The organism is Pseudomonas sp. JZ114, assembly GCF_051027705.1.
GTDB classification, from domain to species: domain Bacteria; phylum Pseudomonadota; class Gammaproteobacteria; order Pseudomonadales; family Pseudomonadaceae; genus Chryseomonas; species Chryseomonas luteola.
Genome location: NZ_CP069256.1, coordinates 2,560,395 through 2,575,013, shown reverse-complemented (window position 1 = coordinate 2,575,013; position 14,619 = coordinate 2,560,395). Strand labels below are relative to the sequence as shown.

The window sequence follows — 14,619 nt, the reverse complement described above, 5'->3', positions numbered from 1 at the left end:
AGCTTATCAGGAAAGCCCCCGTCTAATCGAAGATCGGTATCGTATCCTTGGCTACGCGTGCTTTTTAATTTGGAAGGCGCCAAAAAGACGAAATACCTCATATTCCAGCGAACTCTATAGGGGTACGCTTTGTCTTGTCGGTAGCATCATGAATGTTCGTATCGGTATCCTTTCCAAACTCCTGTATTCTAGATCTGATTTATTAACCATATGGCCGGTTTGTTTTTCTTTGCGCCGACTGTATAAGCCTTATTTCATGCCACGAAGAGATTCGCTGTGATATTGACCATGCCCTCAGACAAGCTCAAAGCCTGGGGCGCCCATGGCGTCACCGCCACGGGTGTTGTCCTGGCGTTGCTTGCAACACTTGCCCTGTTTGATAATCAGCCCAAAGAATGCCTGCTGTGGCTCGGTGCTGCCCTGATTGTAGATGGTCTGGACGGAACCCTGGCGCGCAAGCTCAATACCAAATCTGTTCTGCCCCATTTCGACGGTTCAGTACTTGATCTGGCGATTGACTACCTTACGTATGTCTTCATTCCGGCGTTGTTCATTTACAAGTACATACCTTTACCAAGCTACACCGCGCTCTTTACCGTTTCAGTGATTCTAGTGTCTTCCTTGTTCTGTTTCTGTAACGTGAACATGAAGAGCAGCGATAACTACTTTGTAGGCTTTCCAGCAGCCTGGAATGTGGTGGCGCTTTATTTGTATATCCTGTCGCCAGCACCGTGGCTGACGCTATTGGGCGTTATTGTGCTGGCGATGCTGACTTTGACGCGCATGAAATTCTTGCACCCTTTCCGAGTGCGCAAGTTCATGCCTATCAATATTGCAGTAACGTTCGTCTGGCTGCTGTGCAGTATGTTGCTGATTCTTAATCATCCTGACCATAGTCCAACTTTGTTGGCAATCTGGTTTGCCATGTCTGGATACTTCATTGGAATCTGCATTTGGCGTTCGGCCATTGAGTGGTTTGGTCACCTGCGCGCTTAAACGCTAAAATCGTCTTTGCCCAAAAGCCTCGCTCACGCGGGGCTTTTTATTGCCCATGAGTTTTGGTAATGAAAGTGTCGGTCGATAGAGATCATTGGTCTTGAACACCTGTCGAGTGATCAGGTCTATCTTTGACGAGGCAATGCTTCGAAGTGAAAAGAAGACCACTAATCTAAGACGGGGGCCGCTATGAAAACCAAAGCACTAGCTGTATTGGCGTTGACGGGACTGATGTCTGTAACTGGCATGGCATTGGCTGACGATAAGACAAGCCCTAACTCTGCCGGCATGGGGACGCCTGACGGATCATCCACAGGTAAAGGCGCCGGCGCTGACGTGGGGGGTGACGTCACGCCTTCACCAAAAGAAGAGCAGGGCGATAAAAGCGATAAGTAAGGTATATAGATTTAAAAGCTCAAGTTTCCAATACGGGGAACTTGAGCCTGTTTCGTGGTCAAAGCTGCGTGTTTAATCGAGTGAGACGGTTCATGAGTTCTACAGATAAAGTAGTATTAATCGTAGAGGATGAACCTCAGGTCTTGTTAATACTCGTTGATTACCTTACTGAGCTTGGTTACAAGGTGCTTCAGGCGCCTTCATCGACCGAAGCCTTTCTTATTCTGGCTACAAAGCCTGACCTTGATCTTCTGATCACTGACTACAGATTGCCTGATGGCGTGTCGGGCGTAATGATTGCCGAGCCGGCACTTAAGCTACGTCCTGACCTCAAAGTAATGTTTATCAGTGGCTATCCGGCTGAAATTATGGATACAGGCAGTCCGCTGATTGGCACAGCTCCAGTATTGGCCAAGCCTTTTGCTTTGGACAAGCTGCAGGACTACATCCAGCGGCTCCTGGCTTAACGCCGCTTTTAGTTGATCCAACTTTCTGCCGACAACAGTCGATGCCCTGCCATGGTATGGCGATCTGTTGTGTTGTACTAACAGATAGTTATTCTTTTATACCTCGAGCAGATCGTTTCCTAGCCTTATCAGTCTACTAAGTATCCGGTTGGCTTGTGGACGCCAACGTTAACGTGGAGAGGACTGTATCTATGGCAATCAAGCATTTCGAACATTTCGAAGCGATTTCATCCGCCGTACCTGCGCAAGACGGCTTTGAAGCCGTGATTGGCGTTAAGGCCCGAGAGGAAGGAAGTCAGCCTCATTTTCATCGAGTAGCCACTGAGCGGCATTTCGACTTGGCATCCGAGGCTGAAGAAGCTGCTGACGCAGCGCTTAGCCGGGTAGTTGAAGTCGCTGAGGATGGCAGTCTTATCTGGGAAGAAAGTACCCGCTGAGCGAGGAAGCTCTATGGATTCGGTCGATAAGGGAAAAACGCCTGGTCTTACCGCTGAGGAAGAGCAGGATGTCAGTGAGAACCAGCCGCCTCGCGCGGCGGTTCTCCATGAAACGATCAGAAAGCAAGGCGAACAGGAGCTTGAGAGAAGTAGCAGTGCGCTTTTCTGGTCCGCTCTGGGCGCAGGGCTAACTATGGGCCTTTCGCTGATAGCGATGGGGCTCTTGAATTCTCACCTTCCTGAGGGAGAGACAAGCAAGATTATTTCGAGCTTTGGTTACTCGGTGGGTTTTCTGGCTGTCATTTTGGCTCGACAACAGCTTTTCACCGAAAACACCATCACGGCAGTACTTCCTGTAATGACGCAGCCGTCATTACATATGTTCAAACAGTTGCTGCGGCTATGGGGCATCGTTCTTATAGGTAACTTGATTGGTACATCGCTCATTTCCTATGTCGTGCTTCACCTTCCGCTATTCGAACCCAAAGTGGACGCGGCCTTTTTGGAGATTGGCCGGAAAGTAATGGAAAATGGCGTGCCGGAGATGTTCTCGAAAGGAATCATTTCCGGATGGATGATTGCAACCATGGTCTGGATGATATCGTCAGCAGAGCAGGCCAAGATCTGGATAATCATTGCGATCACCTATCTGATGGCCTTGGGCGATTTCACCCATATTATCGTGGGGTCGGCTGAGGTGGCTTATCTGGTGTTTTCCGGCGAGCTTTCATGGACAGAGTTCGGGCTTGTCTTCGTTGGGCCTACCTTGGCGGGTAATATTGTAGGCGGAACGTTTATTTTTACTCTTCTCAGCCATGCCCAGATACGGAGCGATACGCCATAAAAAAGGCCCCTTAGGGGCCTTTTTTATGTTTACATCACTCTTCTATCTGACCCATGGCGGTAGTGTTGAAGCCGCCATCGACATAAAGAATTTCGCCGCTGATGCCTGATGCTAGGTCCGAGCACAGGAAGGCACCGGCGTTGCCGACCTCTTCGATGGTCACATTGCGACGCAGAGGGGTTTGGCGTTCGTTAGCCGCAAGCATCTTGCGGAAGCTCTTGATACCCGATGCTGCCAGGGTGCGAATGGGGCCAGCCGAGATGGCATTGACGCGAGTGCCTTCCGGGCCAAGGCTGCCTGCCAGATAGCGGACACCTGCCTCAAGGCTGGCCTTGGCCATGCCCATGACATTGTAGTTGGGCATGGTGCGCTCGGCACCCAGATAGGACAGGGTCAACAAGCTGCCGTTGCGGCCCTTCATCATTTCGCGTCCCGCCTTGGCCAGCGCAACAAAGCTGTAGGCGCTGATGTCGTGAGCGATACGGAAGCCTTCACGGGTTGTCACTTCAGTAAAGTCGCCGTCCAGCTGATCGCCGGGTGCAAAGCCAACGGAGTGAACGATGATGTCCAGGCCGTCCCATTTCTTGGAGAGCTCTGTAAACACCGCTTCGATTTCTTCGTCGTTGGCAACATCGCAAGGGAAGCACAAATCGGCATTGGAGCCCCAGCCAGCCGCGAACTCTTCAACGCGGGACTTGAGCTTGTCGTTCTGATAGGTAAAGGCCAGTTCGGCACCTTCACGGTGCATCGCAGCAGCGATACCGGAGGCAATGGATAATTTGCTGGCGACGCCTACGATCAGGACGCGCTTACCGGCGAGAAATCCCATGTGTTTTCTTCCTCTTGGTTAATAGGCAGGGGCGGACGATGCAAGTGCCGCATCCAATAACTGCCGTGTATACGGGTGCTGAGGTCGTTGAAAGACATCTTCAGCACTCCCTTGTTCTACAACCTGGCCCGCTTTCATCACCAGCAGTTGGTGACTCAGCGCTCTTACAACAGCCAGGTCATGGCTGATGAACAGATAAGTCAGATTGTGTTTGGCCTGCAGATCGCGAAGCAGGTCCACGACCTGCCGCTGAACTGTCCTGTCGAGCGCTGAGGTAGGCTCATCCAGCAAGATCAACGAAGGTTTCACTATCAGGGCCCGGGCAATGGCGATGCGTTGCCGTTGCCCACCTGAAAACTCGTGAGGATAACGATGGCGGACCTCTGGATCGAGTCCTACCTCCCGTAATGCCCCGATTATTGCTGTCTCCTGTTCTTCTGGTGTTCCTATGCGATGGATTCTCAGTCCTTCTCCCACGATGTCGCTAACGGACATACGTGGACTCAGACTACCGTAAGGGTCCTGAAAGACCACTTGCATCTGTCGCCGCAACGGTCGAATTTGGGCAGAGGATAGCTGATCGAGCGCCTGATTGCCGAAGCGTATGCGGCCGCGGCTTTCCAATAGACGAAGAATGGCCAGGCCCAATGTGGTTTTACCGGAGCCGCTCTCACCCACAATGCCCAAGGTTTGACCTCGTGGAACCGCTAGTGAGACGTCGTCAACGGCTTTTACGTGATCAACCGTTCGACGAAACAGCCCTTTACGAATCGGAAACCAGACGCTCAAATGTTCAGTAGCCAGTTCTACAGGTGCAGGATGGCTGGGAATCGGATCGCCACTCGGCTCCGCTGCCAGCAGTAATTGTGTGTAAGGATGCTGTGGATGTTGAAACAGCGTCTTGCACGTTTCCTGTTCGACGATGCGACCACGTTGCATGACACATATCCGATCGGCAATCTGACGTACCAGGTTCAAGTCATGGCTGATAAGCAGGATCGACATGCCTAATCGCTTCTGCAGATCTTTCAAAAGGTGTAGAACCTTTTGCTGAACGGTGACATCCAGTGCAGTAGTGGGCTCGTCAGCAATGAGCAGATCCGGCTCGCATGCCAGCGCCATGGCAATCATGACGCGCTGGCGCTGACCGCCCGAAAGCTCATGTGGGTAAGCTGAAAGGCGGCTGGCTGGATCGGGAATGCCTACCAGATCGAGAAGTTCGATCATACGCTTGCGTGCGGGAGGGCCTTTCATGCCTTTATGCAGCGCCAGGACTTCGCCTAGCTGCTTATCGAGCGTATGCAGTGGGTTGAGGGACGTCATCGGCTCCTGAAAGATCATGGCGATGCGATTCCCGCGTATTCCGTACAGTTTCCTTTCAGGCAACTTCAGCAGATCTTGGCCACCGTACAGGATACGGCCGGCAGGATAGTGGGCGGTGGACGCTGGTAATAAACGCAGCAACGAATGGGCTGTTACAGATTTGCCCGAGCCGCTTTCACCGACAAGAGCCAAGGTCTCGCCAGGGTAAATATCGAACGATACCTGCTCGACTGCACGAACTACCTCTTGTCCGTTGCGAAATTCGACGCACAGATCACGCACTTCAAGCAATCGGGTGGTCTGCTGGGCAGAAGACGCCACGTTATTTTCGGGGGTCGAATGCATCGCGTGCCGCCTCGCCAATGAATACTAGAAGGCTTAACATCAAGGCCAATGTCACAAAGGCCGAGATGCCCAGCCAGGGCGCCTGCAGGTTTTCTTTACCCTGAGCGATCAGCTCGCCCAGGGAGGGTGCACCAGCCGGAAGCCCAAACCCTAGAAAATCCAGGGACGTCAAGGTTCCAATTGCTGCCGTGAGCAGGAAGGGAAGAAAGGTCATGGTAGCGATCATGGCGTTTGGCAAAATATGATGAAACATGATCGCAGGATCTTTCATGCCGAGCGCGCGTGCCGCACGTACATATTCAAGGTTACGGCCACGCAAGAATTCAGCGCGCACAACATCTACCAGAGACGTCCATGAAAACAGCAGCATGATGCCCAGCAGCCACCAGAAGTTAGGCTGTACAAAACTGGACAGGATGATCAGTAGGAACAGCACGGGCAGACCTGACCAGATCTCCAGAAAGCGCTGCCCTAGAAGATCTACCCAACCGCCGAAATAACCTTGTAGCGCGCCTACAAGCACGCCAATCAGGCTGCTGCCGATGGTTAGAATCAAGGCGAATAGGACCGATATGCGAAAGCCATAGATGATACGGGCCAGAACGTCTCTTGCCTGATCATCCGTCCCCAGCCAATTTTGTGCTGAGGGTGGGGCGGGGGCTGGGATATTGAGGTCGTAATTGATGCTGTCGTAGCTGAACGGAATGAGCGGCCATACCATAGAGGCTGCTTTTTCAGTCATCAGCTTTTCGAAGTAGGGGCCTTTGTAATTGGGCTCCAAAGGAAACTCACCGCCAAAGTCGGTTTCGTTGTAATGCACCAACGCAGGGAAATACCACTGATCATCGACATGAATGACCAAGGGTTTGTCATTGGCAATGAGCTCTGCGCAGAGACAAAGAACAAACAGGACGATAAACAGCCAGAGCGAATACCAGCCTCGTTTATGAGCCTTAAAGCGACTCCAGCGGCGTTGATTGAGGGGGGAAAGACGCGGCATCAGTAGTCTCGGCTTTCGAAGTCAATGCGAGGATCGATCAGCATATAAGTCAGGTCGCTGATTAATTTGGTCACCAACCCGAACAGAGTGAATAAAAACAGTGTTCCGAATACGACTGGGTAATCCCGGCTCATGACTGACTCGAAGCTAAGCAGCCCGAGGCCATCCAGGGAAAAGATCACTTCAATCAATAATGAGCCGGTGAAAAATACGCCCAGTAATGCCGCAGGGACACCTGATATGACCAAAAGCATGGCGTTTCGAAAAACATGCCCATAAAGGACTCGACGCTCTGTCAGACCTTTGGCCCGTGCGGTGATGACATACTGCTTATTGATCTCGTCCAGAAAGCTGTTCTTGGTCAATAACGTAAGCGTTGCAAAGCCGCCGATCACAAGGGTGGTTACCGGGAGCGCCAGGTGCCAGAAGTAGTCGACGATCTTGCCACCTAGCGTCAGTTCCTCGAAATTGGGTGACGTCAGGCCGCGCAGTGGAAACCATTGCAGATAACTGCCGCCCGCAAACAGTACGATCAGCAGGATACCGAACAGAAAGGCCGGGATCGCATAGCCAATGACGATGGCAGAGCTAGTCCATACATCGAACGTACTGCCGTGGCGGATAGCCTTGGTAATGCCGAGTGGAATGCTGACCAGATACAGAATCAGTGTGCTCCACAGGCCAAGGGAAATTGAGACCGGCAACTTTTCCAGGATAAGGTCAGTTACTTTGGCGTCCCTGAAAAAGCTCTGGCCAAAATCCAGTTGGGCATAGCTTTTTATCATCAGCCAGAAGCGCTGCGTTGCAGGTTTATCAAAGCCGTATTGCTTTTCGAGCTGCTTGATCAGATCCTCATCCAGGCCCTGGGCACCGCGATAATGTGTATTGCCATGCTCTGCCGACTCGCTCCCGCTGCCCGTAATGCGGCTTGTTGCGCCACCCGCGCCCAAACCTTGCAGGCGAGCCATGGCCTGGTCAACAGGGCCGCCAGGAGAGGCCTGAATAATAATGAAGTTGATGAGCAAAATGCCGAACAGCGTAGGAATAATCAGCAGCAATCGCCGCAGGGCGTAGGACAGCATCAGGGGTTCACCTGCGACGTTTTGCGTGCCGTATCGCTGACTTGCCACCAAGTCATAAGGCCGAAATCGGAGTCGGGTTGCTTAGCGGGGCGTCCGAAGCGGTTCCAGTAGGCAACTCGCCAGCGGTCGGTATACCAGTTGGGAACGACGTAATACCCCCAAAGCAAGGCGCGATCTAGCGCTTTGGCATGGGTAATTAGTGAAGCACGAGTATCGGCGCCGATTAGCATCTCCACGAGACGATCGATGGCAGGGTCCTTCAGTCCGAGCAGATTACGACTTCCAGGGTCATCTGCACTGGTTGAGTGCCAGAAGTCACGCTGTTCATTACCGGGCGAGCTGGACTGTGGCCAGCTGAAAATTGTCATATCGAAGTCGCGGGAGCGTACACGATTGACGAACTGGGATACATCTACCCGCCGAATAGCCAGGGTGATACCAACTTCCGCGAGGTTGCGTTTGTAGGGCAGCAGCACTCTTTCAAAGGCGGGTTGGGCCAACATGAGCTCAAAGCGCAATGGATTTCCTTGTGTATCCACCATGCGATCGTTTTCGATGTGATAGCCCGCTTCCAGCAAGAGCCGGTACGCCTCTCGTTGTTGCGGTCGGACAATTCCGCTTCCGTCGGTACGGAAAGGCTCTAGCGATTGGCTAAAGACTTGTGGAGGCAGTTGATCGCGTAGAGGTTCCAGAATCTTCAGCTCTTCTGGGTCGGGTAGTCCCCTGGCAGCCAGTTCGGAATTTTCGAAGTAACTATTGTTGCGTGTATAGGCGCCGTAGAACAGTTGACGATTGCTCCATTCAAAGTCGAACAGGAGCGCAATAGCCTGGCGTACCCGCTTGTCCTGAAACATGGGACGGCGCAGGTTGTAAATAAAAGCCTGCATGCCTTGAGGCTCATGATTAGGTATTTCTGCCTTGACGATGCGTCCTTCTCTCAAAGCCGGCGTTTCGTAAGCGGTTGCCCAATTCTTGGCGGACATCTCCTGGTTTATATCGAACTGATTCGCCTTGAACGCTTCCAGTCCTACGTTCTGGTCACGGTAGTAGTCAACCGTGATAGTGTCGAAGTTGTAGAAGCCCTTGTTAACGGCAAGATCCTTACCCCACCAGTCTTTTACACGCTCAAGCCTAAGCGAGCGCCCGGCCTGCAGGCTGGCGATTCGGTAAGGACCGCTACCAAGAGGTGGTTCCAGAGAAGACTTCCCAAAGTCCCGGCTGGCCCACCATGCCTTAGGCAGAACCGGTAGCTGCCCCAGAATAAGAGGCAGCTCACGATTTTGGGTTGTCTTGAAGTCAAAACGGACCACCAGCCGGCTCTCAGCTTTGACTTCTTTTACATCCGCGTAATAGCTGCGGTAGAGCGGATCGCCCTGATTGACCAAAGCGTTGAAGGTGAACACTACGTCATCAGCCGTGACTGGTGTTCCATCATTGAATCGAGCCTGGGGACGCAGGTAAAAGCGAACGTAGCTGTTGTCAGAGGCTTTTTCGATCTTTTCGGCCAGCAACCCGTATTCGGTGAAAGGCTCATCCTGAGCATGAAATGTCAGTGTTTCATAAATCAGGCTGATCTGGGCAGGGGGCGTTCCCTTGTTGTTGAAGGGATTGAGCGTATCGAAACTACCGAAGCCGGACAGGCGTAGGTTGCCGCCTTTAGGAGCATTTGGATTGGTGTAATCAAAATGACTAAAGTTTGCTGGATACTTGGGGGCCTCATCATACAAGGTAACTGCATGCTGAGGGGCAGCATGGGCGTTACCATACACCAGCCCTAGCGCGGCGGCGAAAAGAGCGCCATGAATCCAGGCAGAAAAACGAAGGGCCATCTTAGCGCTCATTGTATGTGTCGGAGAGGCTGGCTTGATCATAAGCTGTACGGCCAGGCAGAACTCTTTCTGTAAGGCGTTGAGCAGTAACGGTACCAGTTCGCTTCAGCAGGAAAAAGAGACGTATATGAGTGCCTGTGACGCACCAGGACCCATCAATCGAGATACAAAGTCAAGGTTTGGCCAGGCGTGAGGTTTTTTCCACTCTTGGGATTCCACTGCTGGATAGATTGCAGTTGTACATTGAAATGTTTAGCAATCATGTACAAGGAGTCGCCGGGCTTGACTCTATAGTACGTCACGTTCTGGCGCGATTTGCTGCTGTTGGCTAGCTTGCTTGCTTTCACCGGTGCGCCATAGAGCTTGAGTACCTGGCCTGCCCTAAGGCCCTGCTTGCCCAAATTGTTCCAGCGTTTCAGGTCGCCCAGCTCGACCTTGTTGTCGCGAGCGATGGTCCAGAGATTATCGCCACTTCTGACCCGGTAGGTACGAGTCACCGGCTCCTCAACAAGGGCGGCAACGTCTTTCTGGCTAGTGACTGGTGAAATACTACCTGATACGCGAGGAAGCATCAGTCTCTGGCCTGCAGCCAGTCGGCTGGACTTCAGCTTGTTGAGTGACAGGATCTGTTGAGTGCTTACGCTATAGCGATTGGCGATAGCGCCCAGGCTATCACCACGGCGCACCGTGTATTCCTGCCATTTTACGATCGCTTCAGAGGATTCGTTCGCCAGGTTTTCGAGTAATAACTCGGCTTTTTCTGCCGGAATCAAGAGCTGTTTGGGTCCGTCCATGGTAACCCGACGGGTATACGCCGGGTTCAGGCGATATAGTTCGTCCTCATCGAGATCAGCCAGCTTGGCAACTTTAGCAAGATCTAGATGCTGCTTGATCTTGACGACTTCGAAATAGGGCTCGTTGGCAATCGAGTCCAGTTGGATGCCGTATGATTCCGGGTTCATGATCAGCTGGGAAACGGCCAGCAGCTTGGGTACGTAGTCCTGTGTTTCCTGTGGAAGCGAAGACAGGTTCCAGTAGTCAGTAGGCAATCCAAGCTTTTGGTTGCGTTCAATGGCGCGACCTACAGTACCCTCGCCGGCGTTATAGGCTGCCAGTGCCAGTAGCCAGTCGCCATTGAACATATCGTGGAGTTTGGAAAGATAATCGAGCGCTGCGTTGGTAGACGCTGTGATATCCAGTCGTCCATCGTACCAGCGAGTCTGTTGCAGGTTGAAATAGCGCCCGGTAGTGGGAATGAATTGCCAGATCCCGGCCGCCTCGCTGCGTGAAAGCGCAAAGGGGTTGAAGGAGCTTTCTACAATCGGAAGCAGGGCAAGCTCAAGGGGCATATTCCGCTCTTCAAGCCTTTCGACAATATAGTGCAGGTACAGTCCGCCCCGGTTAGCCGATTTTTCGATATTGGCCGGGTTGCTGACATACCAGAGCCGCTGCTGCTCGATACGGGGATTTACGCCGATTTCGCTTTGCAGCTGAAAGCCACTGCGCATGCGATCCCAGATATCCTTGGGTGCCTTGTTCTGGGTGCCGAGCTTTATCCACTCGGGCTCCCGATGCATATTGATATTGCTGCTCAGGCTGTCTTCTGGGAGATAGCGTTCCTGGTCTTTAGGCGCCATTCCCTGACAGCCCGCCAGGAAGACAGCAAGGAAAAGAGCAGAAAGTTTCGCGGTGCGAGCCAGTCCGTCTACGTCGGCATTATGTGGCGGCTGTGGCGGCATTAGCTGAGTGCATCCCCGGAAAAATTTGCGCGATTCTAGGAATGCCGCTCCGCAGGGTCAAGATTGACTAGTCCTCAGAAATGATCTTTCCATGCGCGTAAGGTAGTAAAAACCTCTACTTCCGAGCGGGTTGGAAAGCCATTTCTTTCGTCCGCAGCGCGTTTGACAGAAGGGGTTGAACAGCGCATGAACGGGTTCGTAGCAAGCTCTAGCTCTAGGGTAGAGGGGAGCGTCATTTCGCCTCGCTCGCGCATGGCCTCTACCTGCCTGTATCGTTTGGTCAGCTCGTTATTAGTCGGTTCTACGGCATGAGCAAAACGCAAGTTGTTCAGCGTATATTCATGTGCACAGTACACTTTGGTCGTGGGCGCAAGCTGAGCAAACTTACGCAACGAGTCATGCATTTGTGCAGGTGTCCCTTCAAACAATCGGCCGCAGCCGCCTGCAAATAGAGTATCGCCGCAGAACAGCAAAGGCTGAGCGCCGGTACGAACATAGGCAATATGGCCCAAGGTATGTCCAGGAACATGCAGGACGTGAAAGGGGCGCTCAAAAACTTCAAGGCTGTCGCCTTCATTAAGTGCGGTGTCCAGACAGGGTACGCCTTCCAGTGCCGGACCGTAGACGTGGGCCGCTGTCGCTCCTTTGAGCGCCTGCACACCGCCTACGTGATCGTGATGGTGATGAGTGAGAAGAATGTCTGTAAGCGTCCATCCGGGATGCCGTTCCAGCCATTCAAGGACAGGGGCAGCATCGCCTGGATCTACCACGGCACAACGTTTGGAAGACGGATCCTGCAACAACCAGATGTAGTTGTCGGAAAAGGCGGGAAGGGCGTCTATCTGAATCATGTGCGGTAACTACCGTTAGATGTGCAAAATTGCATATTAGGCGTTTATGAGTTTCAGAAGCGAGCACTAAAACAGTGTCGTGCGTTTATCGCTTGTCGGAAGTCTGCAAGCAATTATGAAAAGATACAGTCTTCATGTGTAGAACTGGTTAAAGTCTGTAGATTGCTGTCCATCGTCGGGGACACTTGCTGTTTGGTATCGAGGGTGCCGCCTTGGTGCTCAAGCGTCTCTAAATCCAGGTGCTCTATAGCACCTCTGGAGGAAAAGCATATGGTAAATGACGCATTCGCCCAGGCTGATGAGCGTTGGTTGACGCTGATGCGCTCGGCTCGCCAGTGGCTTGATGGTCCGTTGGGCCAGTTAATGATTGAGGAAGAGGAGCGCCTGCTTTCCGAGGAGCTGAAGCGCCACTTTGGAGGTTATTTAGTCCACTATGGCCCCTCCTTGAAGATCCCGCCAGGCGCAGACCAGTTACGTCATGGTGTGCGTCTCGGGCCGCCGTTGCCAGGTGTCGATATCGCCTGCGAAGAAGGTGCCTGGCCGCTGGGTGAAAATGCAGCAGATGTGGTGTTGCTCCAGCACGGTCTGGATTTCTGTCTTTCACCCCATCGCTTGTTGAGAGAGGCTGCCCTTAGCGTAAGGCCCGGTGGGCATCTGCTGATTCTTGGTATCAACCCTTGGAGTACCTGGGGAGTCAGGCATTATTTTGCCCGCGATGCGTTTCGCAAGGCCCGTTGTATTGGTGCCAGCCGTGTAGCTGATTGGTTGGCATTGCTGGGATTCGCGTTGGAGAAACGTCGGTTCGGGTGTTATCGTCCGCCGCTTTCTTCGCCGGTTTGGCAGAATCGTTTGTCTTGGTTGGAGCGCAATCGGGAAGGCGAGCCCTCGCCAGGTGCAGGCTTCTATTTATTGTCGGCTCGCAAGCTGATGGTCGGGCTTCGTCCCTTGCCACAGACCCGCCGTGAACCCCGTGGAAAGCTGATTCCCATGCCGGTTGCCAAGGTGAGCCGTCGCGAAACGAGCGGAACGAATGAGTGACATCGTAGAGATCTACACGGACGGTGCCTGCAAGGGAAATCCTGGCCCTGGCGGTTGGGGTGCCTTGCTGGTCTACAAGGGCAACGAGCGGGAACTGTGGGGCGGGGAGGCCGTTACGACCAACAATCGAATGGAGCTGATGGCCGCCATCCGCGCGCTTGAAGCGCTCAAGCGTTCATGTCACGTACGAATCGTGACAGATTCCGAATACGTGATGCGTGGTATCACAGAATGGTTGCGTGGCTGGAAGGCTCGCGGCTGGAAAACCGCTGCCAAACAGCCGGTCAAGAATGCCGATTTGTGGCAAGCCCTCGATGCCCAGGTGGCTCGACATGAAGTCGAGTGGGAGTGGGTAAGAGGACATACCGGGCATCACGGTAACGAGCGGGCTGACCAGCTGGCTAATCGTGGTGTTGATGAAATCCGTGCCCTGCGGACAGTGTGATAGGTGACTTTAGATGCGTAGCGTAGTACTCGATACGGAAACAACCGGTATGCCCGTTACCGACGGGCACCGAATCATCGAGATTGGTGGTGTTGAGGTTATTGGTCGTCGACTGACGGGCCGGCATTTTCATGTCTACCTCAATCCTGATCGCGAGATTGACGAAGGTGCTATCGCCGTTCACGGCATCACCAGTGAGTTCCTGGCGGACAAGCCGCGCTTTCGTGACATTGCAGAAGAATTCTTTGAGTTTATCAAGGGCGCTGAGCTGATCATTCATAACGCCGCGTTCGACATCGGCTTTATCAATAACGAGTTTCGTCTGCTAGGTGATCGACCTGAGTGGGCAGAGATTACAGATCATTGCACGGTACTCGATACCCTCATGATGGCGCGTGGGCGTCATCCAGGTCAGCGTAATAGCCTGGATGCGCTATGCAAGCGTTATGGAGTGGATAACTCGAACCGCGAGCTGCACGGCGCCTTGTTGGACTCTGAGATCCTGGCCGATGTTTATCTGGCCATGACCGGCGGGCAAACCTCCCTCTCTCTTGCTGGGCAGGGGCAGGAAGGTGATGGAAATGACAGCGGTATCAGCCCGATTCGCCGTCTGCCAGTGGGCCGTGCCAGGACACGAGTCATCACGGCAAGTGAGGCTGAGTTGGCTGATCATGCTGCGCGTCTGGCTGCCATTGAGAAGTCTGCAGGCGCCCCAGCGTTATGGGCTCAGATGGAAGAGCAAGCCACCCAGCATTAACCTCTTTTACACCTTGGCGGTTTAGGTGAACTGCCAAGGTTGTTTCCCTATCGCTATGCCTTTCCAGCTGAACAGTTCCTGTCAAAATGTCACGCAGACGCTCGTAAACGCCTGTTTGGCACATCAGTGCAAATATTTCGAATTATCAACTGAACCGTATTGCTTTATGATGTGACTAAAGTCGCAGTATGAGTAGCGGCATATCGCTATCAAGGCAAGGCGGCTTTTGATTGTCCGCTAC

General features: G+C 53.0%; 15 protein-coding genes. 8 read left to right on the top strand and 7 right to left on the bottom strand.

The features are described from left to right. Positions 1-288: 288 nt before the first annotated feature. The 5 genes from pcsA (at position 289) to JQR90_RS11980 (ending at position 3,140) form a co-directional block, all read left to right on the top strand. Positions 289-996, top strand: a complete 708-nt coding sequence (pcsA, locus tag JQR90_RS12000; RefSeq protein ID WP_010794874.1) for a phosphatidylcholine synthase — start codon at positions 289-291, stop codon at positions 994-996. 189 nt (positions 997-1,185) lie between these two features. Then, the gene (locus tag JQR90_RS11995) at positions 1,186-1,392 is read left to right on the top strand and encodes a hypothetical protein (RefSeq protein WP_010794873.1); all 207 of its coding nucleotides are present in this window, start codon (positions 1,186-1,188) and stop codon (positions 1,390-1,392) included. Between the two features lie 92 nt (positions 1,393-1,484). Next, positions 1,485-1,859 carry a response regulator gene (locus JQR90_RS11990; protein WP_010794872.1) on the top strand — a complete coding sequence of 125 codons (375 nt, stop codon included), beginning with the start codon at positions 1,485-1,487 and terminating at the stop codon, positions 1,857-1,859. A 191-nt stretch (positions 1,860-2,050) separates the two neighbouring features. Then, a complete protein-coding gene (locus JQR90_RS11985) occupies positions 2,051-2,296 on the top strand; it encodes a hypothetical protein (protein WP_010794871.1) in 246 nt (81 codons plus the stop codon). Positions 2,297-2,309: 13 nt separating this feature from the next. Continuing rightward, on the top strand, positions 2,310-3,140 hold the full coding sequence (locus tag JQR90_RS11980; protein ID WP_239382856.1) for a formate/nitrite transporter family protein: 831 nt from the start codon (positions 2,310-2,312) through the stop codon (positions 3,138-3,140). Positions 3,141-3,174: 34 nt separating this feature from the next. Here JQR90_RS11980 and fabI read toward each other — a convergent pair whose 3' ends face one another. From fabI to gloB, 7 genes are all read right to left on the bottom strand, one after another. Beyond that, positions 3,175-3,969 carry an enoyl-ACP reductase FabI gene (fabI, locus tag JQR90_RS11975; RefSeq protein ID WP_074823955.1) on the bottom strand — a complete coding sequence of 265 codons (795 nt, stop codon included), beginning with the start codon at positions 3,967-3,969 and terminating at the stop codon, positions 3,175-3,177. Positions 3,970-3,987: 18 nt separating this feature from the next. Then, positions 3,988-5,637: an ABC transporter ATP-binding protein gene (locus tag JQR90_RS11970; protein WP_010794868.1), complete on the bottom strand. Its 1,650-nt coding sequence runs from the start codon at positions 5,635-5,637 to the stop codon at positions 3,988-3,990. Beyond that, positions 5,615-6,637 carry an ABC transporter permease gene (locus JQR90_RS11965; protein WP_010794867.1) on the bottom strand — a complete coding sequence of 341 codons (1,023 nt, stop codon included), beginning with the start codon at positions 6,635-6,637 and terminating at the stop codon, positions 5,615-5,617. Before JQR90_RS11965 ends, JQR90_RS11970 begins: the two co-directional genes overlap by 23 nt. Then, positions 6,637-7,719 carry a microcin C ABC transporter permease YejB gene (locus tag JQR90_RS11960; RefSeq protein ID WP_010794866.1) on the bottom strand — a complete coding sequence of 361 codons (1,083 nt, stop codon included), beginning with the start codon at positions 7,717-7,719 and terminating at the stop codon, positions 6,637-6,639. Before JQR90_RS11960 ends, JQR90_RS11965 begins: the two co-directional genes overlap by 1 nt. Further along, positions 7,719-9,548 (bottom strand): extracellular solute-binding protein, encoded by a 1,830-nt coding sequence (locus tag JQR90_RS11955; protein ID WP_073449306.1) that lies wholly within the window; start codon positions 9,546-9,548, stop codon positions 7,719-7,721. Before JQR90_RS11955 ends, JQR90_RS11960 begins: the two co-directional genes overlap by 1 nt. Positions 9,549-9,703: 155 nt before the next feature. Then, positions 9,704-11,287: a LysM peptidoglycan-binding domain-containing protein gene (locus JQR90_RS11950; protein ID WP_010794864.1), complete on the bottom strand. Its 1,584-nt coding sequence runs from the start codon at positions 11,285-11,287 to the stop codon at positions 9,704-9,706. Between the two features lie 74 nt (positions 11,288-11,361). Beyond that, positions 11,362-12,138 carry a hydroxyacylglutathione hydrolase gene (gloB, locus tag JQR90_RS11945; protein WP_010794863.1) on the bottom strand — a complete coding sequence of 259 codons (777 nt, stop codon included), beginning with the start codon at positions 12,136-12,138 and terminating at the stop codon, positions 11,362-11,364. Positions 12,139-12,408: 270 nt separating this feature from the next. On the opposite strand from gloB, the gene JQR90_RS11940 reads away from it, so the two are divergent. Genes JQR90_RS11940 through dnaQ form a run of 3 tightly spaced genes read left to right on the top strand, consistent with a single transcriptional unit; the run spans position 12,409 to position 14,378 of the window. Next, positions 12,409-13,176 carry a methyltransferase domain-containing protein gene (locus JQR90_RS11940; RefSeq protein WP_010794862.1) on the top strand — a complete coding sequence of 256 codons (768 nt, stop codon included), beginning with the start codon at positions 12,409-12,411 and terminating at the stop codon, positions 13,174-13,176. Continuing rightward, a complete protein-coding gene (gene rnhA, locus JQR90_RS11935; protein ID WP_010794861.1) occupies positions 13,169-13,621 on the top strand; it encodes a ribonuclease HI in 453 nt (150 codons plus the stop codon). Before JQR90_RS11940 ends, rnhA begins: the two co-directional genes overlap by 8 nt. Before the next feature lie 13 nt (positions 13,622-13,634). Next, positions 13,635-14,378, top strand: a complete 744-nt coding sequence (dnaQ, locus tag JQR90_RS11930) for a DNA polymerase III subunit epsilon (protein WP_010794860.1) — start codon at positions 13,635-13,637, stop codon at positions 14,376-14,378. Positions 14,379-14,619 lie beyond the last annotated feature (241 nt).

Bases quoted from the DNA above. Each gene is read 5' to 3' on its own strand.
- pcsA (WP_010794874.1), top strand. From the start codon at position 289: ATGCCCTCAGACAAGCTCAAAGCCTGGGGCGCCCATGGCGTCACCGCC.
- JQR90_RS11995 (WP_010794873.1), top strand. From the start codon at position 1,186: ATGAAAACCAAAGCACTAGCTGTATTGGCGTTGACGGGACTGATGTCT.
- JQR90_RS11990 (WP_010794872.1), top strand. From the start codon at position 1,485: ATGAGTTCTACAGATAAAGTAGTATTAATCGTAGAGGATGAACCTCAG.
- JQR90_RS11985 (WP_010794871.1), top strand. From the start codon at position 2,051: ATGGCAATCAAGCATTTCGAACATTTCGAAGCGATTTCATCCGCCGTA.
- JQR90_RS11980 (WP_239382856.1), top strand. From the start codon at position 2,310: ATGGATTCGGTCGATAAGGGAAAAACGCCTGGTCTTACCGCTGAGGAA.
- fabI (WP_074823955.1), bottom strand. From the start codon at position 3,969: ATGGGATTTCTCGCCGGTAAGCGCGTCCTGATCGTAGGCGTCGCCAGC.
- JQR90_RS11970 (WP_010794868.1), bottom strand. From the start codon at position 5,637: ATGCATTCGACCCCCGAAAATAACGTGGCGTCTTCTGCCCAGCAGACC.
- JQR90_RS11965 (WP_010794867.1), bottom strand. From the start codon at position 6,637: ATGCCGCGTCTTTCCCCCCTCAATCAACGCCGCTGGAGTCGCTTTAAG.
- JQR90_RS11960 (WP_010794866.1), bottom strand. From the start codon at position 7,719: ATGCTGTCCTACGCCCTGCGGCGATTGCTGCTGATTATTCCTACGCTG.
- JQR90_RS11955 (WP_073449306.1), bottom strand. From the start codon at position 9,548: ATGGCCCTTCGTTTTTCTGCCTGGATTCATGGCGCTCTTTTCGCCGCC.
- JQR90_RS11950 (WP_010794864.1), bottom strand. From the start codon at position 11,287: ATGCCGCCACAGCCGCCACATAATGCCGACGTAGACGGACTGGCTCGC.
- gloB (WP_010794863.1), bottom strand. From the start codon at position 12,138: ATGATTCAGATAGACGCCCTTCCCGCCTTTTCCGACAACTACATCTGG.
- JQR90_RS11940 (WP_010794862.1), top strand. From the start codon at position 12,409: ATGGTAAATGACGCATTCGCCCAGGCTGATGAGCGTTGGTTGACGCTG.
- rnhA (WP_010794861.1), top strand. From the start codon at position 13,169: ATGAGTGACATCGTAGAGATCTACACGGACGGTGCCTGCAAGGGAAAT.
- dnaQ (WP_010794860.1), top strand. From the start codon at position 13,635: ATGCGTAGCGTAGTACTCGATACGGAAACAACCGGTATGCCCGTTACC.